This window comes from Oceanobacillus sp. Castelsardo (assembly GCF_001659985.1).
Taxonomy (GTDB): Bacteria; Bacillota; Bacilli; order Bacillales; family Amphibacillaceae; genus Oceanobacillus.
Genome location: NZ_LYCS01000007.1, coordinates 147,062 through 170,911 on the forward strand (window position 1 = coordinate 147,062; position 23,850 = coordinate 170,911).

Consider the following 23,850-nt stretch of genomic DNA (forward strand, 5'->3'; position numbering starts at 1 on the left):
ATTGGTGGGAGGCGTCAAACAATAGCATAAAATATCGACCATTGTACAAAGCATCCAGCATTTCGAGGATATGTTACAAATGGGGTTGATTTCTCGTATGCGTAGAAAAGACTTCTGGAGAGGAACCAAGACAAATGAATAAAAGACGAGATAATTACGATACAAAGCGTGTTCACAAGGTGAATTTAATTCTTATCATAGGCCTAGTAATTTCTATTATTACCCCTATTATAATAGCCCGGGGATCTGCATTTCCCATTACATACATCATCACAGGTTTCGCTGTTATTTTAATCGCCGTTATTAATTACTTCTTGCCAATCAATGATTATGTTAAAGGTTTCATCATGGCTGCCGTACCCGGTTTTATCGTTGTTGCGCTTTTTTACATTGATGGTTTCACACTCAATAAACATTACATGTTATTTTTGACTGTTGCGATGGCCGCTTTATATTTGAAAAAAGAACTGATCGCCACTTTCACTCCTTTGTTGAATATTATCCTGATCATTACTTATTTCATCAATCCAACAGGCATGCTTGGTACGAATGACAATTTAATTGGCTTCATCACCGTCATGGCCGTTTTACAAGGTATTTTTGTTTCGCTTTATTATATGGCACGATGGGGTCGTCGATTAGTTGATGAAGCAGCGGAAAAAGAGCAAAAGGCAAAAGAGTTATTGCATAAATTAGAGGGGACCTTCCTTTCAGTGGAAGAAGGTAGCATCACACTTGATAACAATATCGGCATTTTCCAAAAGAATATGAACAACATTCATCATTCTAGCCAGATGGTTCTTGATTCCACCACGCAAATTGCTTCTGCGATATCAGAGGAAGCGAACAGCATCAATGTGATCAACGAAATGATGGCCCAATCCGTTGAAAGCAAGAATGAAACATTGGCTATTTCAAAAGGCTTAATCGAAAACTCATCTGAAATGAATGTGAAAATACAAGCGGGTCATGAAAAAATTGCTGAAGTCAATTCTCATATGGAAATGGTCAATACGAGCATCCAAATGACAAATGAAACAGTGTCTGATCTCAGTAGCAGCTTACAAATAGTCAATGAGCTTTTACAAGGAATCAAAGACATTGCTGATCAGACAAATCTGTTGGCATTAAATGCAGCCATTGAATCAGCTCACGCTGGTGAACATGGAAAGGGATTCGCCGTCGTTGCTCAGGAAGTGCGAAAACTCGCTGAACAAAGTGCTGACATCACCGTGGAAATATCCGAGGTGACCAAAACCTTGTTCCAAAAAGCCCACGCAGCCAAAATGAAATCTGAAGAAGGCGAAACAGCTGCAGAGGAAGGAAAGGAGCTCTTGCAGGAAATTTCCAGTGATTTTACAGATATCAAAGACTCCTTTGGGACAACCAATGAACAAATCAAAGAAAGTATGAATCAGGTTAACAGAGTTATTGGTTATTACAAAGATATTCAAGAACGAATTGAAACGGTTGCTAATATCTCTGAGGAAAATACTTCGTCGACACAGGAAATCGTCGCTACGATTGAACAAGAACATGAATTGATTACTGGTATGAACACAAACATCATCGAAATCATCGAACTTAGCGATAAATTGAAGCAACTTACCGCTCGATAATATGAGATAATGGGCTAGATACTGGTGATATATTTGAAGAAGATACGGTAAGGTTCTGGGGAGCGCCAGTTGGAGAATATTCATTTGAAAATGTTTCAGGTGGATCAACAAATGCTTAAGTATTCTTTGGCTCACACTTAGAAAAAGTAAATTAGGTTCAAAATCCCCCTTTTTGAGGGGATTTTTTGTATCATTAGGTCTAAAGTGACTGAAGAAATAAAGCTTAATCATTGGTATAATTTAGTTAAAATGATTAGGGGGATCATTTTCATGTGGCATAATATCTTTTTCGACCAAAACCACCATTTTCAATGGGCGAGTATAGCTGCAATAATTTCATTTTTAGCTCTTTGTACAACTTCAGTTTCTGTATTTTTAACATACAGACAGGGGAAGAAGAATCGGAAGTCTACTACTTTAGTAAATTTGCGTATTGAGGAATTAAAAGAGCTAAGGGAAGAGGCTGCTTCACTGAAACTAGTAATAAATACTTTTTTAAATAAACGAGAATTAGAACTACCAGTCTGCGAAACAATAAAAAAAACGGACCCGATACTAAATGAATTACATGATCAGTTAAATAAGATGTCTTCCAAATTATATCGTGAAACATATCATGCAATCGAATTAGGCAACTGCATATCCTTATATCAAATGAAATTAATGGATACAGAAAAAGTGGGGCTATTAACTGATTTGTTAGTAGACGTAGATGAAGCGATTAGAAAATATTCCAAAATAGAATATGAGGAAATAGAAAAACAGATTTAGCGGGGAACTAGGTACTTGGTAAAGAAACCTTTTATGGACTTTTATAAAATATAAGAAAAGTATTTTTTTTACTGGGGTGAGCAATATGAAGGGAAAATTGTCTCCTTTTTTAATTGTGTTAGCGGCAATTCTTTGGGGGACTACTGGTACAACACAAGCACTTGCGCCAGATACAGCACATCCGGTTGCTATTGGGGCAACACGCTTAGCGGTAGGAGGTTTATTTTTATTATTGATTGTTCTAGTAAGAGGGCAATTAAATTTTAAGGATTGGCCAATAAAGACAACGATATTGGCTTCCTTATGTATGGCGATGTATCAACCCTTATTTTTCTCTGCAGTTGCCATAACAGGGGTGGCCATTGGGACTGTGGTAGCCATAGGAAGTGCGCCTATTCTATCAGGCCTCTTAGAATGGATGTATTTAAAAACTCGCCCATCAAAAGTGTGGTGGTATTCTACTCTCCTATCCATTTTAGGATGTCTCATGTTGTTTATGAATAAAGAATCCGTATATGTAGACCCTGTAGGAATATTATTGGCTTTAGGAGCTGGTTTAACATTTGCAAGTTATACGCTTGTGAGTAGAGATATGGTTCAAAACTACTCATCCTTATCCGTAGTCGCAGTAGTTTTCACACTTAGTGCAATCTATTTATCCCCATTTTTATTTATTTTCGATATGTCTTGGATCATGAGTTTCCGCGGAATGGGTGTCAGCCTTCAACTTGGAATTATGGCGACTGGGATAGCATATTTTCTTTTTGCCAAAGGTCTCGCCCATGTTTCATCATCAACTGCAGTTACACTTGCTTTGGCAGAACCATTAACTGCGGCATTATTAGGGGTATTTCTATTAGGTGAAAATTTAAACGTAACCTCTTGGTTAGGGATTTTTCTATTAATGCTAGGTATCGGAATATTAATAGGCTCTTCCAAAGGTTCCAGTGGTAAAAGTGGAAATAGGGTGGCTTAGAAGTGGAAGCTTTATTTGAATAATTCTTTAATTATAAAGGACAAGGGTGGGCCTACTAGACGTCTTAGTGGAAGCATCAAAGAATAACGCAATGGTCTTGTAAGTAGTTCAAATAGCGTGGAGAATATTCTAAATCACAGGATAAATAGCACACAAAAAAGCTTGAGGGAATTTTTCACCTCAAGCTTTTTAACTTTAATAAAAAGTACTAGTTAGTTCAGGTGAAAGGTTCACAATGATTTCCAAAAATTATATCTTCATTTACCACTGAGTTGGGTATAAATTATTGTTGTTTGCCCAAGAATGAAAATCAAAAAGGATATTGATTACGGGATTTTTAAAAGATTGGTGGTAGGCAGTGTTGTAGCTCTATCAATTGGAATGACAATCTTTTTATCAATTGGTGTAAATAGGTTAAATTTTATTTCTTTATAATACAGGGCGAGTTGTGCTTCTTAGGTAATGCTATGGTGTTTGCATTTTTATTGCGTTATTAATATTAATTTAGTAATATTTAGATGTTAAATAGTTAAACATCTAAATGTTTTAGATGGAAATAAATGATGAAGGGCTATAGGATAGGTCATTTTAAGTTTTCTTGTAAAGTTTTTTTCCATGTCTTATTATTTTCAGGACAACAATCACGATAGGAATGTTAGCGTTTTTATGTTATAGAGCTGTTGAAAAGCCAGGATCAGAGGTGGTTCTATTATTAGAACAAAGGTGATTCTACCGTATGGCAATATTTGCACTTTCATCGTTGTTTTATATCCTTTTAAATACTGGTGCCAAGGAAAGGTAGGAAATATGGATGGGAAGAGTAGAAAACAAGGTCGCATTATTAACAGGAAGTGCCTCAGGAATCGGTTTATCTACTGCGCAGTTGATGGCAAAGGAAGGTGCAAAGGTTGTCCTAGCTGATTTCAACCTAGAAGGGGCAAAACATGCTGCTGAGGAAATCCGCGCAAACGGCGGTGAGGCGGTAGGAATCTTCGTTGACGTGGGTGATGGTAAGTCGATTGAAGAGGCTGTACAATTTACCGTTGATCATTATGGAAAATTGGACATTCTGTTTAATAATGTAGGGCTGACTAATATTAAAAAAGACTTGGATGTTGTTCATATAGATTTAGAAGAATGGGATAGGCTGTTAAATGTCAACTTAAAAGGTGTATTAATGGGGTGCAAATATGCTATTCCTCACATGATTAAAGCTGGTGGCGGATCAATCATTAATACGGCCTCTATGGCAGGTTTCTTCGGTGATTCCATCCGGTCAGCATATGGCGCATCCAAAGCAGGGGTCGTCAATTTAACGAGATATGTAGCAACTCAATATGGTAAAGAAAATATTCGTTGTAATACGGTTGCTCCTGGGCTAATTTTAACTCCAGCTGCGAAACGAAATATGTCAGAGGAATTGTTAGGTACTTTTGCCAAATACAATGCATTGCCATACCACGGTGAAGCAGATGATATTGGCTATACCGTTTTATTTTTGGCATCAGATGAGTCGAAGTTTATTACGGGACAAACAATACAGGTAGAAGGTGGGCATTATATTGCCAACCCAACAGTTCCAGACTTCAACGCATTATAAGGCTGAATTACGCTTATGTTGTATAAAGAAAGAATTTAACGGGCAGTTATATAATTTTACTCTATGCAATTATCGCTATGTTAATCATTAATATTGGCTGTGTATTTATAGCCTTCATCAGTAAGCAGAAATTAGTGAAACAAGGTTTCTGGACAGAATAATTCAGTAAAAAACAACAAGAAAAGGAGAGAATAATCATGAGATTAAAAGGAAAAGTCGGAATCGTAACAGGTAGTGCATCCGGGATAGGTAGAGGAATTGCGCTTGCGATGGCTAAAGAAGGCGCTCATATCGCGGTTGTTGATGTGAACGAAGAAAAAGGGCAAGAGACATTAAAAGAAATTAATCAGCATACAGAGGGAATGCTTTTCATTAAGGATATTTCCAAACAGGAAAATGTAGCAGAAGTTGTTCAAGCAGTGGTAGAAAAATTCGGCAAGCTTGATATTCTTGTGAATAATGCGCATGTTTCCAGACAAGCGAATTTCACAGAAACAACACAAGAAATGTTTGATTTATCTTTTAACACAGGTTTCTATCCGACCGTTCATTTTATGCAAGCAGCATATCCAGAATTGAAAAAGACGAAAGGTAAAGTGATTAACTTTGCTTCTGGTGCAGGATTAAATGGACAAACAACTCAAACTTCCTATGCAGCAGCGAAAGAAGCAATCCGAGCAATTTCCCGTGTAGTGGCAAATGAATGGGGACCAGAAGGAATAAACGTTAACTTGATTTCGCCAATTGCATTAACACCTGGAGTAGAACAATGGCGCAATAGTGCACCAGAACTGTATGATACGATGATTGAAGGTATTCCATTACGTCGCTTAGGTGATCCTGAGGCAGACATCGGGCGTACCGCTGTATTTTTAGCAAGTGACGATGCAAATTATATTACTGGACAAACCATTATGGTCGATGGTGGTTCCATTAAATTACGATAAGGGGTGTTTTATAAATGGGTAAATTAGATGGTAAAGTAGCAATTGTAACAGGTGGAGCTTCTGGTATTGGAGAAGGAATGGTAGACTTATTCCAACAAGAAGGTGCCATTGTTATTGCAGCAGATATTAATGAAGAAGCACTAGAACGTGTCAGTGAAAAAGAAAATGTCCACGGTATGAAATTAAACGTTTCATCCGATGAAAATTGGGCAGATTTTGCTAAGCAAGTAAAGGAAAAGTTCGGTAAAATTGATGTGCTTGTCAATAATGCTGGTATTTCTTCGGAGAAACCGTATAAAGACATTGACTTGGATGATTGGCAAAAGATGTTGGCAATCAATGGCTTCGGACCATTTGCTGGAATGAAGCATATTGCGCCAATCATGGCAGAGCAAAAGAGTGGATCTATAGTTAATATCTCCTCTTATACTGCACAAATAGGTCAAGGGTTTAACCATTATTCTGCATCAAAAGGAGCAGTTCGTGCCATTTCTAAAGCGGCTGCGACAACATTTGGTAAACAAGGGGTACGTGTCAATACATTATTCCCAGGTATTATCGAGACACCAATGACACAAAGCCTAAGTACATCGAAAGACTTGCTTGATCAATTAATCAAAGCTACACCTTTACAACGTCTTGGGAAACCAGCTGACATTGCAAAAGCGGCGTTATTCTTGGCGTCAGATGATTCTTCCTATATTACAGGAGCTGAGATTATTATTGATGGCGGCTTTTCTGCTCAATAATATGGTAAAATAAGAAAAAGTAATCCCCTAGATATTTAATCTGGGGGATTCTATTTAGGGGAAGGCAGGGATTGTGACGTGCAGGAAAAAACAGTTTTTGAAATCATACATAATATGGATAAGGTGACAAATAATCTAATTGTTCAGTGGAATAAGGTTTTTAATGAAGACCTAGGAGTATCACATATTCTTGTCTTGGGTCATTTATTTACAAATGGAAAAAGTCGTCCCTCCGATATGGCAAAAACACTAGGGTTAACCCCACCTACAGTTACGCACTTAACGGAAAAACTAGTGAAAAAGCAGTTAGTTACCCGCTCATTCGATGAAAGTGACCGTCGTATCGTTTATTTAGAAATCACGAATACGGGGGAAACTCTTCTAAAACAGGCCAATGAAGCAGGGCAAATTTTAAGAAAGGAATTGTTTGGTAAGCTGACGGATGAGGAGCAACAACAAATGTTGCACATCTACAGAAAACTAAATAACGAATGATGCAAAAGAAGCGCAGTTTAAGTAGTAGCTTCTTTTTTCTAATGAAAGGGTCGGCGCCCGAGCGCACTAAAGTGATAAAGAAGCGAGGGACTAACTCATAGGTTACCACTAAACAGAGTAGGAGATGAATAACATGATGGGATATTTCAAAAGTATTCGTTCCAAGATAATGTTTGGATTTGGAATACTGATTGCACTTGTACTAATATTGGTATTACTAAGTTATCTATCGATTGACAAATTGAATAGTAATACAGAAGAAATTGTTGATGAGAAAATGGAACAATTAATTCTTGTAAAAAATCTATCATTTAATATGGCTCAAAGTGAATCGATGGTAAATGGATATTTTACATACAATGACCAAGAATTAAAGCCGCAATTAGAGGGAAGTTTGAAAAAAACAGATGAGCTTGAAAAAGAGATTTTGAGTTTGAATCCATCTAATGATTTGCAAAGGCTCACTGATAAAAAGAATACGTGGGTTGATCTTGTAGAAAAAGCTATGGCCGAACATGAATTAGGCAATACGCAAAAGGCCCATGAATTGTTGAATGATGCTAGGCCTTTATCTGATGAACTAGTAGCTGAGTTGGAAGAACTATCTCAAGGTAGTGAACAGGAAATAAAGGAGCAGGGTAAAGACTTTCTTAGTTATGGTCATTCCAACATGACTTTTATTATCATTGTTTCCGTTGTTATATTAATCGTTTCCATTCTGGTTGCCCTTAAAATTTCAAAATCTATATCCGCTCCTATACGAGTTGTCATGAAACGGATGAATGAATTGGCAAAAGGGGATTTAAGTCAAGAGCCTTTAGAGGAAACTAGTAAAGATGAAATCGGGCAGCTTATTAAGGCAACGAATTTGATGAGCAGTCAGAACCGTCATTTACTGAACCAAATTGTTGAGGTATCTAGTTCGGTATCCAGCCAAAGTGAAGAATTAGCACAATCAGCAAATGAAGTGAGAACTGGAACGGAACAGATTGCCATTACGATGGAGGAACTTGCATCTGGTTCAGAAACACAAGCGAATAGTGCAAGTAATCTTTCTTCAGCCATGGGAACATTCACGAACAGAATAGAAAGAGCAAGTGAAAATGGAGCGCATGTCCTAGATCATTCTGATAGCGTGTTAGTTATGACAAATAATGGTAGTGAATTAATGGATACATCCACGGAACAAATGATTAAAATCGACCGAATTGTGAGAGATGCTGCGGAAAAAATGGACAAATTGGATCACCAATCAAAGGAGATTACCAAACTTGTTTCTATCATAAAGGATGTTGCAGAGCAGACCAATCTCTTAGCACTAAATGCAGCGATTGAGGCAGCTAGAGCAGGAGAACACGGCAAGGGATTTGCAGTTGTTGCGGATGAGGTGAGAAAATTAGCAGAGCAGGTTGCCTCCTCTATCAAAGAAATAACAGGCATAGTGAGTACTATACAAGCGGACTCTAGTCATGTAGCCGATTCATTGAAAGAGAGCTATTCTGAAGTAGAACAAGGAACCGCTCAATTAGAAACGACAAGTAAAACGTTTAAAGAAATTGGTGTTGCGGTTTCTGATATGGTGCAAAGGATGAAAGGAGTGTCAGCCGACTTATCGGACATTGCGATGAAGAGTCAGGACATGAATGCCCAAATAGAAGAAATCGCATCCGTTTCCCAGGAGTCTGCAGCTGGCGTAGAGCAAACCGCCGCTTCTGCGCAACAGGCGGGCAGCTCTATGGAAGATGTAACAGGAAGTTCAGAACAACTTGCCGAATTGGCTGAGAAGTTGAATGAATTAGTAAGACTATTTAAATTGTAGGTGGGACATAGGGACAGGTACACCGTCCCGTTTTCACACAACTTATCAGAGACTAATAATGGTCAGTCCCCTGCCGCACTAAAGTGACAAGGAAGTGAGGGACTACCCTACATACTAAAAAAGTTGGTGTCTTATGGAAGTAATAGTATTTATTATAATTATTCTAATCGCTTCCGTACTTCAAACGAGTACAGGATTTGGATTTTCCATTTTGGCTACACCTTTTCTTCTTCTAATATTTGAACCTACTGAGGCAATTCAAATAAACTTAATCTTGTCTTTAGTCATATCTTGTGCCTTAATAATGAAAATTAAAAAGGATATTGATTATGGGATTCTTAAAAGATTGGTGATAGGAAGTGTTGTAGGTCTGCCTGTCGGAATGACAATCTTTTTATCAATGGATGTAAATAGATTAAAGTTTGTAATAGGCCTTATTATCACCGTATTAACAATAATACTTATCCTTAAGTTTCGAATTAAGCAGAATAAGAAGAAAGATTTAGTTGCAGGTGGGCTTTCAGGATCACTCACAACAAGTATAGGGATGCCTGGGCCACCATTACTATTATATTTTTCAGGAACAGATACCCAAAAAGAAAAATTACGAGGTACTACATTAGCATTCTATTTGTTTATTTATTTTGCCAGTTTAATCATCCAGGTGGTATTTGCAGGAACAAATACGACAATCTGGGTATCCAGTGTATGGGCGTTACCTTTGGTGTTTGCAGGTATGTATTTGGGGCAACTATTATTTAAACGGATTAATCAACATATTTTTCGGATATTTACATATATCATCCTATGGTTTACAGGGATGTATTTGCTGATTGAGAGTTTGGGTTTATTGTAATTGTAACAAAAGGGACATAGGGACAGGTACACCGTCCCATTTTCACACAACTTATCTGAGACGAGGTACTGTCCCTTCGTCCCTTTTTTTCATTGTCATTTGATTGGTAATTCTTCAATGCTGTCAATATCCATATATTCCGGTACAACGAATCCTTGTTGGGCGCCTTCAAGATTAGGTCCGAGGTCAACGATTACATCTTTGTATTGCTCATAATAGGAAGCTGCACCTATAGGCAGCCAGGCGATTAACATTCCATCGACTTCACCTTCCGAAAGACTCTTAAATGCGATCCCCATATCGAGCGGGGTCAATTCGACATTGTATCCCAATTCTTCCAGAACAAGAGCAACAACATTTGTTGATGATATTTCTGTTTCGTAATTCGTATAAGCTAGTTCGATTGTTTCGTTATCAACGGATTTAATATCTTTCGTCCAGGAATTCACTTTATCTTGATTGTTTTCGATCCACTCTTCTGCTGCTTCACGCGGCTCCACACTATCATCTTGCCCAAATTTCGCCATCACTTCATTCATATCTTCCACTTCCCAGTAGAAGTTGTCCAAGAACTGATAGGCGGACAGAAAATCATCCTCAAGCCCATCTCTTACCATCGTATGTATATTTTCTGATTCCCCTAGTGTTCCTTTTGGGTCCTCCAAAAACTTCAAATCATATTCGCTAAACATCCAATGCGGCTGCCATAGAGTTACCACGATTGGTTCTTCATTCTTAATCGCATCTTGCAATTCCGTTACCATCGCCGGCTCTGAGCTTGGTAACAGTTCCAGATCCAAGTTGTATGATTCAACGGTTTCTTTCGCAATATTCATTGTCCCGGACCCCGGTTCAATTCCAACAATTTCTGTAATTTCAACTGCTTTATTCGTTTCTTCATTAGAACTTTCATTAGCAGCTTCTCCTTGACAACCTGCAAGCATTAGGAGAATACCTATGCTAAAGACGGTGATTTTCTTTTTGAATAATGACTTCATTATTTCTGTAAACACCCTTTCACTAAGATTTTCACAACCTACTTTGTACTGAATTTTTCGCCTATTTGCCAACTATAAGACGTATGATAAGGCAAAGTAATGAAAAGTGCAAAGCTCATTCCAGCCGGTTTCAGTCGATTTAGCAAGTATATGTTACTTAGTGAAGCTCAGAGACAATTATTGTCAAAATTTCATCTATATTTGAATGTTTTGGTGATTTTTTGGCTCCATCACCTCGAAGAAAAACTACGATGGAAATAAACGTTCCCTTCCAATCCCCCACACCTCCATTCCTTTCGATTGTATAAGTGAAAGGTGGTGAGGTATAAATGGCAGTATTCAAATTAACCAAGTCTACTTTACAACTCGTTTTAAATGACGGGAATGATTTGAAAACCGGTATGCCACTATACAAGTCCAAAAGTTTCAACAATGTGAAACTTGCTGCAACAGCAGATCAACTTTATGCGGTGGCACACGCTTTTGCCGGCTTACAAGATCGCCCATTGTACAACATCGTTCGCAGAGACACAGCTGACGTTATAGTGGGGTAACTCACTAACGGAAATTAAAGGAAGGGAGGGCTACATTTGAGAAAATTAGAGCTTAAATTTACAAACGAGGATGGAAAAGTGGTTACGTATTCGCTAGAAAATCCAATTGAACCAGTAGATCCTTCAGCAGTAAGTGCTGCAATGGATACAATCATCAACGAAAATGCTTTTACATCAACTGGTGGAGATTTAGTGGAAAAACACAGTGCCCGAATTGTGGAAAACACAGTGGAAGAAATTGATATTGATATTTAACTTTAGAAAATAGACCGGCGGATAGTTATCGCTGGTCTATTTCTTTAAAAAAGGAAAAGGAGGAATTTCTATGGCAAATCGGAAAGTATAAAATTTCTCTCTGCATAAGTACAACTACGGTATTCGTCTAAAGGCTTGGCGAATACCAAGTTTTCTAAGAAGCTTGGGTAGTATTCATCAGAGGTAGGTTTCCCTGTTGCGGTCACGTTTTATTTACTACACCATGTCGAAGGGAAGCTAAATAAGTTAATAGGTGGTGAGGGATTGATCCTATAAGCCATAAAACTAGATTCGGTCAACCCGGATTTAATTTTTAAAACGTTTCCGCGCTGCAAGAAATTCGCGTTTCCATCTTGCTTTGTTATTGATATGCATAAGCACGTATATCATATAGTAATATCCCAACTTGTTAGTGGATTAAATTCCCTCTTGAATGGTCTCATAGACTAGCTCAATCCGCCCGTTTGCTTGTGGGACGAGGGACCTGTCCCCATGGCTCTTGTCCCCATGGCTCTTATTTTGAATAAATATTGCCTTAAAAGAAAAAGATAAATAAATAATGCTAAAGGGAGGTAAATATATTGAATAATGAAGTAGTAATCAAAGAACTAAACGCGTATTTAAAGGGAGAATATATGGCAATACATTCGTATGAACAATTCATCGAACAAGTAACCGAGCCATCTGTTAGAACGGAACTGCAACGTATTCAGCAGGAGCATAAGGAACATGCTGCAAAAATAGCGGAGAGAATACAGGATCTTGGTGGTAGGGCTGTCAATGATAATGGGGTAAGGCTTTCTATGATGGAAGGAATGATGCGATTAAAAGGAACCCCTGATACAGTGGATGGGATATTAAAGAACGCTATTAAAGGGCAAGAGATGGGTATGCAAAAGACTGAAGAAATAGTTAGAGGAGATTTAGATCCAGAAAGCAAAAAAATGGTAGCAGAAAATTTAGATGAAGACAGGGAACATATTAACCAATTAAACAACCTTATTCAATGACAATACGCAACTAAAAATTAAAACGAATTTAATCTAGTTGGGAATCTTTTTCGAATTCCAACTAGATTATTTTTTTACATTTTCCTTAACATAAAAGTATGTAAAGTTAATTTTCCCTCATCGTTAAAATCAGCAATCGGTAAAGAACATATACTCCAATATACGAACCGGTGATTAAGAAATAAGGGTTTAGAAAGATCTTATGAATATTTGTCATTAACACGGTATTATCTATTATAATCTGATAAATGGATAATGAAGAGATATTTGCGAATACAAGTGTAGCTATGATTGCACTTAAATTAAATACAAAGCGAAATCTTATCCATTTCCTCTGTAAAAAGAACATGATTAATGGGAATACTACACTTCCTAATACCAATAAAGCCTTCAAAACATCATCTCCTAAAATGATACAATAGGAAGAGGGATGAAGTCTAACATCATCCCTCTTTCTACTATTTAGATGTTGAGTTTTTAACTAAATTAACCATCGTACTAGCTAATACTTGTTTTTGACTTTCATCGGCTGCATTCCATAGGTCTGCAAGTAATCTTTGCTCGCCGTTTTTAGGCTCTACATTGGCTGCGAGGTAGTCACCAACCTCAGAAGCAATATTATTTATTGCTTCATTATCCATTCCGTTTTGTTGCGCATTTTGAAGACGTTCACCAAGAAATTGTTTCCATCCCTCAAAGTTGTTTAGAACTGACATAGCTATCCCTCCATTTTTGCGATTCAAAATTTTACTATTGTATCCATCCAAGAATATAAGTCAAAATGGATGGCTTACGGGGGTAACACAAGCTTATTATGTAATTTTAAATGGTTTTATATACACGAAATTAATTATTTACAAGACCTTAAAATAAAATGAATTTATTCAAAAAGGATAGGGAAAGAATAATATAAGTGTCTAGTCCTTAAATATTGGGGATAGACATAACAATTTAAGTTGGAGGTATAATGATGGCTAATAAACGACAAAATGCACAAGCAATGAATGCTAAAAACATGCAAGCTTTTCAAGGGTCGTTGGAAGATGCAGAAAAGGCTTTAGCAGGAGACCCTTTGCAAGAGGCTGTTAGAAGAAAAAAAGGTGCGCAACAATTTAACATGTAATTAATAAAAGAGGCAGTTCATTATATGGAGAACTGCCTCTTAATGTTATCTTCTAGTAAGGAGAGATAGATATCGATGAAAATTCGATTTGGTTATGTAGCGAACGCTTTAGGTTTGTGGGATGTAAGCCCCTCAAAAACATTAACGTTTAAACGGTATCAAATTCTTCCTAAACAGGAGAGATTGGAGAAACTCAAAACGATTACTGCACAAAATTTATTTCATACGAAACGAATTTTGCATTATAATATTGCCCACGAAATTAAGTTATATCGTTTTTCAAGCTCCATTGTTCCATTAGCTACTCACCCAGAAGTATTGTGGGATTTCATTACCCCATTTATAAACGAATGGAGAGAACTTGGGCAACTTTTACAGCAATATCAAATAAGACCAAGTTTTCATCCTAATCAATTTACCCTTTTTACAAGTACGAAAGAACAGGTAACTAGGAATGCAGTGACAGATATGGACTATCACTATAAAATGCTTGAAGCGATGAATGTTTTAGAGAATGGAATCATTAATATTCATATTGGGGGAGCTTATGGAGATAAAGTGAAGACATTACAAAGATTCCACCAAAATCTTAAACAGTTGCCAACAACGATTAAGAAAAACATGACGCTTGAGAATGATGACAAGACCTATAATGTGGAGGAAACATTAATGACGTGTGAAAAGGAAAACATCCCAATGATACTCGACTACCATCATCATATGGCAAATAAAATGGAAGGAGAACTCTCTCGTTATTTACCTCGTATCTTTAACACTTGGAATGATTCGTATAATATTCCGAAAGTACATATCTCTTCACCTAAGTCTGATCAAGCTTACCGTTCCCACGCCGATTATGTCTCGATTGATTTTGTACTTCCATTCTTGAAATTGGCAAAAGAGCTGAATCAAGACTTCGATATTATGATTGAAGCGAAACAAAAGAACCTGGCAATGCACAGACTTGTCGAAGAAGTAGCTTCCATCCGAGGTGTTAAACGAATAGCGAGTGCTACGTTGGAATGGTAAAAGTTATTAATTATAAATGAGGTGTAACGAATGACACTGATACGGCTTGGCTATGTTGCAATGAGTATGGAGCTGAAAAATGCATCCCCATCCAAAACAATGACGTTCTCCCAATTCCAGAAAATTGATAACAGGAAAGCTGCCATTCGTAAATTGGAACGTATTGCACTCGAAAATTTAGAAAATACGCTTAGAATGTTAAAACATAATTAGGATTTGTATAATGAGCAAGATGATGATGGTAATCAAATACAAGTGGGATACTTAGAGAAAAGATGAGGCCCTTGATAGATTAATGGAAGAAGTCAAAATAAGAAAGAATGTGGAAATTATTGGTGAATCTTCCTTTTACACAAAATAAAGGGAATATTATCAAGAAATAAATAAGTAAGAGGTCGAGACAAAAGTATTTTAACCTAATAAAATCCAAACATTATCGGAGCGAGCGAATAATCGCTCCGGAAATATACTTCGCTTAGATAGCGGATTGTTCGCCTTTAAGGTTAAGCACTTTAGTTATGTCCCAGCCTCTTACTTATTACATTTTATCTAGATCATCGTTTCGTTTCTTCTTGTTAGAAGTGTTTAATTCATTTCCAAACTCAGTTCCATAATTTAATCTTCCTGTCTGAACAGAGTTTCTTTCATCCGATGATTCAAATAACAAGGTTAAACAAAATAAACTACTCAATCCCACTAAAGAATAAACTACTCTAGAGAGTGCGGCATCTTGCCCACCAAAAATTGCTGCAACTAAGTCAAATCGGAAAAGCCCAATTAGCCCCCAATTTACTCCACCTATTATAGTTAGGGTTAATGCTATTCGTTTTAAGGTTCCCATATTTTCACCTCCACAAAACCTCAATAAGAGTAAAAGCTCCTTTTATATTTTGCTATTGTTCTTTTTTTATACGTAAGCAAAAGACAATTGAAGGGAAAGCAGAGGTGAGATCCCTTATTTAGTTTGAGGGGTCATATACTAGGATATGGGAAAGCCCTAATTAGTGAATAGTTAAATTCATCTATTATAATTCCAACGTTTGAGAAGGACTCCCCTTTTTGTTTTTAAGGCGAATTTGTTTCGGTTTAATTTCGAGGACAATTAAATTAGGGTCATTAGGACCATCAAACCAATTCTTCATATTGTCGTCCCATAATTTCATTTTTAATTCCTCATCCTCTTTAATTGTTACTTCGCCTTCATACTCAACATAGGCATCACCAAATCCGTTACCGTCATATCCAAGTAGTATATGTGTATTTGGATTTTCTGTAACTTCTTCGGATTTATCGGTATCCTTACTTGTTGGGGTATAAAGTGTTAAATCCTTATGAAAGAAAGTCATGTACCTGGCGTGTGGCTTATTTCCTTTAACAGTTGCCATAATACCTGTTTTACTGTTTATGATGATATTTTCAATTGCATTTCTTATTTCTTGTTGGTTCATCAGAATTCACTCCTTTAGGTCGGTTTCACTGATATGAACGAAAATTACAAGTTCTAGCTCAAAATTTCGCATAAGATACTATTTTTGGCAATACGAAGCTAGAAGCACTAAATTTAGTGTTTCTCATAGAAAAACTTTATATGGAGTGGTGGGCATGATAACCTTAAGGGTGTAGTCAAATGTATTTCTATATTTGGCTCTTGGCGTAAGAATCATGCCCACAGAGGCTCCATGTCAAGTTTTTCGGTTCTCAAGTAGAGAATCATTATTTTGCAGGTTTAAATTGTTGAGCACACGGCACGAAGGCAAAACTACTCTACGACGGTGAGCATACTGATATCCGTGGGTTTTCACATTTTATCTTTCCGTCTGGGGAGCTTCCGCGAACTTTATACGTGAGTCAGCCCGAAATCTCGACTGTCACAAGTGAAACTCGTGGATTCTCCTTTCCGGCTTTAATCTTTGCCTCCGAGCCCTAAGCTCAATGCCGTTTATTCCCATTTCGAATTGTAAATCCTTATAAAGACATATCTAAAATTATTTAGCTAAAGATGCTCTAGCTTGATCTCTTTCTATTTCTACTGCTTGTGCAATTGCCCAAACAAAACCAGCTAGTTCTCTGGCTACGGCTGTAACCGCCTTTCCAGGTGCCTTTCCTCTTTCAAGTAATTGACGATATTTGCTATGCAAACGTTTTTGTGCTTTCCATGATATAGATGTAATAGAAGCAGGTTGACCTTCTTGTCTTTTCTTTAGGTTACCTTTAACCACTGGTACATATCGATAACTCCAAGCGGATTCAATTAACAGCCAACGAACATGTCTATTTCCTGTTTTTGTTATTTTCCCTTGTTTCCTTGATTCACCACTAGAACTTTCACTTGGTACGAGTCCATTATATGCCATAAATTGACCAGCCTTTTTAAAGCGACGGAATGAACCTATTTCTGCGACAAGAGCTGTGGCTGTAAGAACACTTATACCACGTAACACTTGAAGTGCTTGGATCATTGGTGCATGGAAACCTTCTTCCGCTTGTACTTGGATTTCTTTCTCTAAACGTTGCATGCGTTGTTCTATTTCTACTATTTGTTGACGATATTCGTTAAATACAGATTGTGACACGGAAGATTCAAAAGTTAACGAATCTATCCATTCGCGATAGGCATACGTCCAATTCTTTTTAATATTTTTAGGCCGATGAATTTCCCAACGCATTAGAAATTTGTTTAAACGATGCTTGGCGCGTAAAAGATCCTCTTTTGCATCTTCTCTAGCACGAACCAAATCCCGTAATATTTCATCTTCTTTTGTAGGAACATAAATCGAAGTCAATTCGTTTGCACGATATAAACTTGCTAAACGCAAAGCATCTCTTCTATCTGTCTTTACCCGATCCCCGGGCTTTTGTGGAGTAAGTGACGGAGCAATTACTTCACATTCGATTCCAAGACTTATTAAAAGGCGATATAGTCCATAGCCGGTAGGACCAGCTTCATAACAAACCTTTAGCTGTTCTGGTTCGCCTAATTTTTTCATTAGCTTTCGAACCGCTTCTGGTCTATTGGTAATCATTCCTAAGAATCTTGGCTCCTTATCTCTATCTGCATCTGCAATTGCGACAGCAATTTTTTCTTTTGATACGTCTAAACCTACGTATTTTGTGTTATCCTTCATATTAGTGGCTCCTTTCGTAATGTAGCACTGATTTGGTTTTCTTTGTAATTCAGTATTGCCAAATTAACCTACGAAATTACGATTAAGGAGCCATTTTCGTTCATGATAACTTTTGGAACAACCTCTTCATAACTTATTTAATATATCCCCAATTGCCTCCTCGCCAAACTCCTGCCATTTACTTTTATCATGAATATAACCGTCCTCATCAAGTGGTTCTTGGAATTGGTTGAAGCCAGATGCAGTGAGTAGCGAATTCGTGTCTTTGTCCAGTCCGACATTAACAACATGCTTGATTACAAATGGTTTTTGAAACTCAATCCATGCGTCTCTTCTATCTAATTCACCCTCAAGCACTTGAAAAGGCATCCGAACATAAATTGTTTCGCCACCCTCTCGATGCATGATACCATCGAAAATCCCGCTGTCATAATCCCAGTTGCCCCCCATATTAAAACCGTACTTCCTAAGAGTTTGTTGCGCATGACCAAAAGACATTTGTTTACCTTCTATATCAGATTCCAAATGTATCATCGAATTCTCCTTTTATATGTTTTCCAATATTATTAGCAATAATAGGAAATCCATACATATTAAAGGTAAAAATAGGGATATAGCCATTGTAATAACCAGTAAAGTAATGGGATTGTAAGAATACAAAGCAAGGTCGTAAGCAGCACTCCAAATGACGCAAATGAAGCATCTCCACCAAACTTTTGAGCATAGACAGAAGTCGTGGAGGCACTCGGCATGGCAGATGTTAGCACTGCAATGATGATTAACGGGTATGGTACTTGAAAAAAGAGGAAAATAAACAAAAACAACGGTAGGATGAGTAATTTAAATCCAGCTGCAATCCAGATATAAACATTTATACTATATTGGTGTAATTCATGTAATTTTATGTCTGCCAGCAAACTACCTATCAATATCATGGATAATGGAATGGTCATTTTCCCTACACTTTCAAACGTATCTAATAGCGAAACAGGCCAATTAAATGGGAGAAACAACATAAGTAACCCGACCAAAGTGGATAGAATACCAGGATTCAAAAACAATGCTTTCCAGTTTATGCTTTGTTCGCTTTTAGTAAAAAGGTAAATGCCATATGTCCAAATTAAAATCAAATAACAGATATTAAAAAGGGTTAAGTAAATAATCCCTTGTTCTCCCATTAATATATAGCTAATCGCAAATCCTATAAAACCCTGATTTCCGAAAATAATTAAACTTTCATAAACACTTTTTTGCTTCATAGGTAGTGCGGCCTTTCTTCTAAGCAATAATGCGATAAAAACAGATATACTCAGTATGAAAATGGACATGGTAAGTAACCAAGCAAAATCTATAAGAATATCTTTTGAAAAGTCTGTATGAAGCGAGTATAAAATCAATGCTGGTAAAGTGATGTATAGCATCATTTGCGTGATAACTTGGTTTGCATGAGAAGTGAGTATATTTACTTTTCGGCTTGTAAAACCAATCAAAGCCATGATATAAAGGGGTACCATCGCTTGTAAAAATGCACTTGTAGATTGCAATTAGCCCTCTCTCCTTTCTCTAATGTTTTAGCTTATGAATCTAGAGGAGAGAAGGTACTATTGTTAAGTAAAGTATTCAATTTTGGCATTAGGGAAAAAACGCTTCACATAGCCACCTATCGTATCTTTAATAGCTTCTTGTTGTTCGTCCTGATATACATATTTGTAAATCCCATACCGTCCCCATTTTGTTTTCCGTTTGGATTCATCGAGTTCAAGCTTTGTCATGGGATAATTTTCTTGAATTACTCGTTTCGCTGGTTTCGTAAAACGGTGCTGAATCATTTCAAAGGTTAAATCTTTCCTAGCAAAAGCCGGTAGCGATGCCTCCAATTTTTCAAACATTTCTAGATACCCTTCTTCCCAACCATCGTGAAGATAGATTGGGGCAACGATAAAGCCCAATGGATATCCAGCTTCAGCTACTTTGGCTGCTGCCTCAATGCGTTCATGCAATCGAGAAGTTCCCGGTTCAAAGTATTTGATAATGTAATCGTCATTAATACTAAAGCGAAAACGTGTTTTACCCTGATGATCTGCATCCAATAGATGATCGACATGAGCAAATTTTGTAACGAAGCGGAGTTTGCCATGCTTAGACCTGCCAAAAAATTCAATAGCTTGTTTTAAATGATGTGTTAAATGATCTACACCTACAATATCGGATGTGCAAGATGCTTCAAACCTCGTGCTCTCCGGAGCCCGTTCAACCATATAGTTTTGTGCCGCTTCAAAAATTTCATCGACATTTACATAGGTGCGGATATAAGGCTTACTCCCCATGGTGGTTTGCAAGTAGCAATAATGACAATGACCCATGCAGCCAGTAGCAAGTGGAATCGCATACTCGGCTGAAGGTTTGGATGTATCGAATTTTAACGTTTTGCGGACACCAACCACCAGAGTAGACTTCGCGTTTCGATATTTTTGGAAATGGTTTTCTCCCGGCAAATTACGAATTTGATTATGGGATGTTGTCTTCCTTATTTCAATACCCATATCCTCAAATTTTGAAATTAACCTTTGCCCATTTGGATATTCCAATGCCCGCGGTTCTACATAAACTAACTGAGGCACAAACGGTTTAACCATAGTAATCACCGTTTTCAAAGCCACCAAATGCTTCTTGATAAGCTGTTTCCGCCTCTTCCTCTGACGTAAAAATAGCAAATTCATCCGTCAATGGATAGTAATTGTCATGCGAAAAGAGAGCTAATTTATTAGGGTTTTCTGGATGTTGTACAATTGCTGCCTGCTGAACATGTGCAACATCCTGTGCATGGGGATTCCGTATAATAATATAAACAATTTCTCCAGGACCGTAGTTTGATTCTGTATTCATTACTTCACCTAATTTCTTTTAATTTATTCGGTCCTTATTATTCCACGGATAAGGAAAATTATGACTGACTGTAATAATAATGGATGAAAATAAAGCGGGGTTTTATCAGGAGAGGTTTTAGTCGTTGTTAAAACTGGAGAATGAATGGAGATTGTAAAGAGAAAGAAACCACGGTCCCTGACTGCATGTTTTACCACTACACCGTGTAGAAGGAAAATCATTTGCGTATGATGGACGAGTTTTTAAATGTTACTTCTTGGAAAGGAATTTTTCTTTTGAGGTGTGAGTTGGAATCTTAATATGATTGTCTAACACCTTGCTGGGGATGAGTAATAACCATTTCTCTATATAGAATGGTTATTATGATCAAATAGATAAAAAGAGAATCGGCATGAGATTAACCGATTCTACATTTCAACTAATCTTTCACATAAAATCCTTCCGTAGAAGTAACCATCAATTCAATAATTTGCTTAGACATGTATTCTGGCTCCTCCGAAAAGTCCTCTTCAATCCACCGAATAATTAATCCCGCTACGCCGTGTGCTCTGTAAATGTATAACCATTTTTGATCAAGGATGGTCCCTTCTTTTAACGTGTAGTCATACTCCGCAATGAATAGTTCCTCTATTGCTTTTGCCATCTGATAACGAAAATCTACCCGAATATGATCGCTCAATAACAATCGAAAAAGTTTGGCATTTTCTTTAAAGTAATGGAATAACGTTATATCTTCTGCATTCATTTTATGGAAATTAACCTTTTTAATCGATTCATATGGAACACGGATTTGATGTACCATTTCATCCAGTACATTTTGAATAAATTCATCTAGTAAACTATCTTTTGTTTTAAAGTTTGCATAAAAGGTTCCCCGATTATAATCCGCTTTTTTCACAATTTCCGATATTGTTATTTGCTCAAAGGGTTTTTTGTACAGTAAAGTTAAAAACGCTTCTTTGATCGCTGCTTTTGAACGTTGTACCCGTTTGTCAAGATAATCCTCCATCCTCTCTCATCTCACTTCAGTAGAATTCTAACAACTAACTATATTTTACAACTATTAACGAACGAAAAACACCAAATTGTTCATTATTCGACATTTTATGTATTTTGTTGATTGAGTTAGTATATTGAATTTAGATAAAATAAATATGCAAGCAGTATAGTATAAATCTTATGGGGGTAATAAATATGACATTTCCAGTATTAGAAGGAAAGGTTGCTATCGTTACAGGTGCAGCGATGGGGATGGGAGAAGCTACTGCTAGACTTTTTGCGGATGCAAAAGCAAAAGTCGTCATTGCAGATTTTAATGAAGAAAAAGGAAAAGAAGTTGCAGAATCTATCAAGTCGAATGGCGGAGAGGCGGCGTTCGTTAAAGTCGATGTATCCAATTCAGAACAAGTACAAGGAATGGTAAAATTTTCCGTAGATACGTATGGTAAATTAGATGTAGCAGTAAACAATGCTGCTCTAACTCCAGACGGTAAACCAGCAGCTGAATTTGATGAGGACTACTAGGATCGTTTAATGTCTGTAGATTTAAAAGGTGCGGCTCTTTGCCTGAAATATGAATTACAACAAATGAAAGCACAGGGAAAAGGTGGGTCGATTATTAACATTTCTTCTGTTAGTGGATATCGCCCACAACCAAACAACATCGCATACGTTGCTGCTAAGCATGGCGTCGTTGGTATGACGAAGGTAGCGGCATTAGAAAATGGACCAGAAAACATTCGTGTGAACTCAGTTGCGCCTGGTGCGATTGATACACCAATGCTTCGTGGTGCCTTAGAACAATTTGGCTTCACGGAAGAAGAATATGCACCACAATTGAGCCTACTAAATCGCTTTGGTCAGGCGGAAGAAATTGCCCAAGCATCCCTATGGTTAGCATCTGACGCATCGTCTTATGTTACAGGTACAACGATTCATGCCGATGCAGGGTATACTTCCCGTTAATTACGATATTATAAAAATCCGCCGTTTCTAAAATGGTGGATTTTTATGTTATAGTCGGTCCAGTTTGTACGTTGCTAAACGAGCGCTGCACCTTCGATGAAGTAGAGGGGGAATTTAAATAACATCTTTATTACTAAATCGACACGAAGTTTTTTAGAGTAGGTGGAATAAATATATTTATATGAGGTTCTTTGAAATCTCCCCTTCAATATATAGTGAAAAAATAAAGCGAAAAACAACGTTATTTTAATTATATATTAATATAATAGGGTTGCCTTAATTGTTCATTCATGATATATTATATTTCTGCCATAAAACGACTAATTAAGTCATTAAAAAAATGATTGACTTTCTGTTTTATAGTGTGGTAAGATATTTCTTGTCGCTTTTAAATTATCTTTGTTATAGAGGATGATTTAAAAGAAAAAGAGATTGACTTTAGATGGTCAATTTGATATAATGTTACTCTGTCACCTCAAACAGCGGTGACGATTTGATCTTTGAAAACTGAACAAAACAATCAATATGTCGAATGAAATATGCTAGTCAAGTTTAGAGCAAGAAAGCTCATCTATTTTTTGGAGAGTTTGATCTTGGCTCAGGACGAACGCTGGCGGCGTGCCTAATACATGCAAGTCGAGCGATGGAAACTAACATTATCCCTTCGGGGATGAAGTTAGTGGAAAGAGCGGCGGACGGGTGAGTAACACGTGGGCAACCTACCTGTAAGACTGGGATAACTCGCGGAAACGTGAGCTAATACCGGATAATACTTTTTATTGCATAATAAGAAGTTTAAAAGGCGGCGTAAGCTGTCACTTACAGATGGGCCCGCGGCGCATTAGCTAGTTGGTGGGGTAAAGGCCTACCAAGGCGACGATGCGTAGCCGACCTGAGAGGGTGATCGGCCACACTGGGACTGAGACACGGCCCAGACTCCTACGGGAGGCAGCAGTAGGGAATCTTCCGCAATGGACGAAAGTCTGACGGAGCAACGCCGCGTGAGTGAAGAAGGTTTTCGGATCGTAAAACTCTGTTGTTAGGGAAGAACAAGTATGATAGTAACTGATCAT

General features: G+C 37.4%; 25 protein-coding genes, 1 rRNA gene and 3 pseudogenes. 18 read left to right on the forward strand and 11 right to left on the reverse strand.

Annotated features, from left to right (window positions below):
* The first annotated feature begins 134 nt into the window (after window positions 1–134).
* The 9 genes from A9178_RS13190 (at window position 135) to A9178_RS13230 (ending at window position 9,832) form a co-directional block, all read left to right on the forward strand.
* On the forward strand, window positions 135–1,619 hold the full coding sequence (locus A9178_RS13190) for a methyl-accepting chemotaxis protein (RefSeq protein WP_068676052.1): 1,485 nt from the start codon (window positions 135–137) through the stop codon (window positions 1,617–1,619).
* Window positions 1,620–1,889: 270 nt separating this feature from the next.
* Window positions 1,890–2,390, forward strand: coding sequence for a hypothetical protein (locus A9178_RS13195; protein ID WP_068676054.1), 501 nt, complete (start codon window positions 1,890–1,892; stop codon window positions 2,388–2,390).
* A gap of 85 nt (window positions 2,391–2,475) precedes the next feature.
* Window positions 2,476–3,366, forward strand: coding sequence for an EamA family transporter (locus A9178_RS13200; RefSeq protein ID WP_068676056.1), 891 nt, complete (start codon window positions 2,476–2,478; stop codon window positions 3,364–3,366).
* An 811-nt stretch (window positions 3,367–4,177) separates the two neighbouring features.
* Complete coding sequence (locus tag A9178_RS13205; RefSeq protein WP_068676058.1) at window positions 4,178–4,966, forward strand: SDR family NAD(P)-dependent oxidoreductase; 789 nt, start codon at window positions 4,178–4,180, stop codon at window positions 4,964–4,966.
* Between the two features lie 197 nt (window positions 4,967–5,163).
* Window positions 5,164–5,913 (forward strand): SDR family NAD(P)-dependent oxidoreductase, encoded by a 750-nt coding sequence (locus A9178_RS13210; RefSeq protein WP_068676060.1) that lies wholly within the window; start codon window positions 5,164–5,166, stop codon window positions 5,911–5,913.
* 14 nt (window positions 5,914–5,927) lie between these two features.
* On the forward strand, window positions 5,928–6,662 hold the full coding sequence (locus tag A9178_RS13215; protein ID WP_068676062.1) for an SDR family NAD(P)-dependent oxidoreductase: 735 nt from the start codon (window positions 5,928–5,930) through the stop codon (window positions 6,660–6,662).
* A 78-nt stretch (window positions 6,663–6,740) separates the two neighbouring features.
* On the forward strand, window positions 6,741–7,157 hold the full coding sequence (locus A9178_RS13220; RefSeq protein WP_068676064.1) for a MarR family winged helix-turn-helix transcriptional regulator: 417 nt from the start codon (window positions 6,741–6,743) through the stop codon (window positions 7,155–7,157).
* A gap of 133 nt (window positions 7,158–7,290) precedes the next feature.
* Window positions 7,291–8,976 (forward strand): HAMP domain-containing methyl-accepting chemotaxis protein, encoded by a 1,686-nt coding sequence (locus A9178_RS13225; protein WP_231889852.1) that lies wholly within the window; start codon window positions 7,291–7,293, stop codon window positions 8,974–8,976.
* A gap of 133 nt (window positions 8,977–9,109) precedes the next feature.
* The gene (locus A9178_RS13230) at window positions 9,110–9,832 is read left to right on the forward strand and encodes a sulfite exporter TauE/SafE family protein (protein WP_068676067.1); all 723 of its coding nucleotides are present in this window, start codon (window positions 9,110–9,112) and stop codon (window positions 9,830–9,832) included.
* Window positions 9,833–9,927: 95 nt separating this feature from the next.
* Here A9178_RS13230 and A9178_RS13235 read toward each other — a convergent pair whose 3' ends face one another.
* Window positions 9,928–10,830, reverse strand: a complete 903-nt coding sequence (locus A9178_RS13235) for a glycine betaine ABC transporter substrate-binding protein (RefSeq protein WP_068676069.1) — start codon at window positions 10,828–10,830, stop codon at window positions 9,928–9,930.
* Window positions 10,831–11,159: 329 nt separating this feature from the next.
* Between A9178_RS13235 and A9178_RS13240 the strand changes: the two genes are divergently transcribed.
* From A9178_RS13240 to A9178_RS13250, 4 genes and pseudogenes are all read left to right on the forward strand, one after another.
* Window positions 11,160–11,384 carry a DUF1659 domain-containing protein gene (locus tag A9178_RS13240; protein ID WP_068676071.1) on the forward strand — a complete coding sequence of 75 codons (225 nt, stop codon included), beginning with the start codon at window positions 11,160–11,162 and terminating at the stop codon, window positions 11,382–11,384.
* Between the two features lie 36 nt (window positions 11,385–11,420).
* On the forward strand, window positions 11,421–11,639 hold the full coding sequence (locus A9178_RS13245; RefSeq protein ID WP_068676073.1) for a DUF2922 domain-containing protein: 219 nt from the start codon (window positions 11,421–11,423) through the stop codon (window positions 11,637–11,639).
* 177 nt (window positions 11,640–11,816) lie between these two features.
* Window positions 11,817–11,915 (forward strand): annotated as a pseudogene (locus A9178_RS19700) (YvrJ family protein); the annotation flags it as partial.
* 305 nt (window positions 11,916–12,220) lie between these two features.
* On the forward strand, window positions 12,221–12,649 hold the full coding sequence (locus tag A9178_RS13250; RefSeq protein WP_068676075.1) for a ferritin-like domain-containing protein: 429 nt from the start codon (window positions 12,221–12,223) through the stop codon (window positions 12,647–12,649).
* Window positions 12,650–12,755: 106 nt separating this feature from the next.
* Here A9178_RS13250 and A9178_RS13255 read toward each other — a convergent pair whose 3' ends face one another.
* Window positions 12,756–13,043 (reverse strand): transposase, encoded by a 288-nt coding sequence (locus A9178_RS13255; protein WP_156520769.1) that lies wholly within the window; start codon window positions 13,041–13,043, stop codon window positions 12,756–12,758.
* 64 nt (window positions 13,044–13,107) lie between these two features.
* Window positions 13,108–13,365, reverse strand: a complete 258-nt coding sequence (locus A9178_RS13260; protein ID WP_068676077.1) for a DUF3243 domain-containing protein — start codon at window positions 13,363–13,365, stop codon at window positions 13,108–13,110.
* 254 nt (window positions 13,366–13,619) lie between these two features.
* Between A9178_RS13260 and sspJ the strand changes: the two genes are divergently transcribed.
* The 3 genes and pseudogenes from sspJ to A9178_RS13275 form a co-directional block, all read left to right on the forward strand.
* Complete coding sequence (sspJ, locus tag A9178_RS13265) at window positions 13,620–13,772, forward strand: small acid-soluble spore protein SspJ (protein ID WP_068676080.1); 153 nt, start codon at window positions 13,620–13,622, stop codon at window positions 13,770–13,772.
* A 75-nt stretch (window positions 13,773–13,847) separates the two neighbouring features.
* The gene (gene uvsE / locus A9178_RS13270) at window positions 13,848–14,801 is read left to right on the forward strand and encodes a UV DNA damage repair endonuclease UvsE (protein ID WP_068676082.1); all 954 of its coding nucleotides are present in this window, start codon (window positions 13,848–13,850) and stop codon (window positions 14,799–14,801) included.
* A 30-nt stretch (window positions 14,802–14,831) separates the two neighbouring features.
* Window positions 14,832–15,011 (forward strand): annotated as a pseudogene (locus A9178_RS13275) (UV DNA damage repair endonuclease UvsE); the annotation flags it as partial.
* 328 nt (window positions 15,012–15,339) lie between these two features.
* Here the strand turns inward: A9178_RS13275 and A9178_RS13280 are convergent.
* The 8 genes from A9178_RS13280 to A9178_RS13315 all read right to left on the reverse strand — a co-directional run bounded on the left by A9178_RS13280 (window position 15,340) and on the right by A9178_RS13315 (window position 21,821).
* Entirely contained in the window at window positions 15,340–15,642 is a 303-nt protein-coding gene (locus A9178_RS13280; RefSeq protein WP_068676086.1) for a DUF378 domain-containing protein, read from the reverse strand.
* A gap of 184 nt (window positions 15,643–15,826) precedes the next feature.
* Complete coding sequence (locus tag A9178_RS13285; RefSeq protein WP_068676088.1) at window positions 15,827–16,249, reverse strand: pyridoxamine 5'-phosphate oxidase family protein; 423 nt, start codon at window positions 16,247–16,249, stop codon at window positions 15,827–15,829.
* Between the two features lie 537 nt (window positions 16,250–16,786).
* Entirely contained in the window at window positions 16,787–17,926 is a 1,140-nt protein-coding gene (locus A9178_RS13290; RefSeq protein WP_068676090.1) for an IS110 family RNA-guided transposase, read from the reverse strand.
* Window positions 17,927–18,052: 126 nt separating this feature from the next.
* Window positions 18,053–18,460, reverse strand: a complete 408-nt coding sequence (locus tag A9178_RS13295) for a YugN family protein (RefSeq protein WP_068676092.1) — start codon at window positions 18,458–18,460, stop codon at window positions 18,053–18,055.
* A 59-nt stretch (window positions 18,461–18,519) separates the two neighbouring features.
* The gene (locus A9178_RS13300) at window positions 18,520–19,470 is read right to left on the reverse strand and encodes an AEC family transporter (protein WP_068676094.1); all 951 of its coding nucleotides are present in this window, start codon (window positions 19,468–19,470) and stop codon (window positions 18,520–18,522) included.
* A 63-nt stretch (window positions 19,471–19,533) separates the two neighbouring features.
* Window positions 19,534–20,562, reverse strand: a complete 1,029-nt coding sequence (splB, locus tag A9178_RS13305; protein WP_068676108.1) for a spore photoproduct lyase — start codon at window positions 20,560–20,562, stop codon at window positions 19,534–19,536.
* On the reverse strand, window positions 20,555–20,812 hold the full coding sequence (locus A9178_RS13310; protein ID WP_068676096.1) for a transcriptional regulator SplA domain-containing protein: 258 nt from the start codon (window positions 20,810–20,812) through the stop codon (window positions 20,555–20,557). Before A9178_RS13310 ends, splB begins: the two co-directional genes overlap by 8 nt.
* A 418-nt stretch (window positions 20,813–21,230) precedes the next feature.
* Window positions 21,231–21,821, reverse strand: a complete 591-nt coding sequence (locus A9178_RS13315; protein WP_068676098.1) for a TetR/AcrR family transcriptional regulator — start codon at window positions 21,819–21,821, stop codon at window positions 21,231–21,233.
* 185 nt (window positions 21,822–22,006) lie between these two features.
* Between A9178_RS13315 and A9178_RS13320 the strand changes: the two are divergent.
* Together A9178_RS13320 and A9178_RS13325 are read left to right on the forward strand one after the other, a co-directional pair.
* Window positions 22,007–22,777, forward strand: a pseudogene (locus tag A9178_RS13320) (SDR family NAD(P)-dependent oxidoreductase).
* Window positions 22,778–23,352: 575 nt separating this feature from the next.
* A 16S ribosomal RNA gene (locus A9178_RS13325) occupies window positions 23,353–23,850 on the forward strand; the annotation flags it as partial.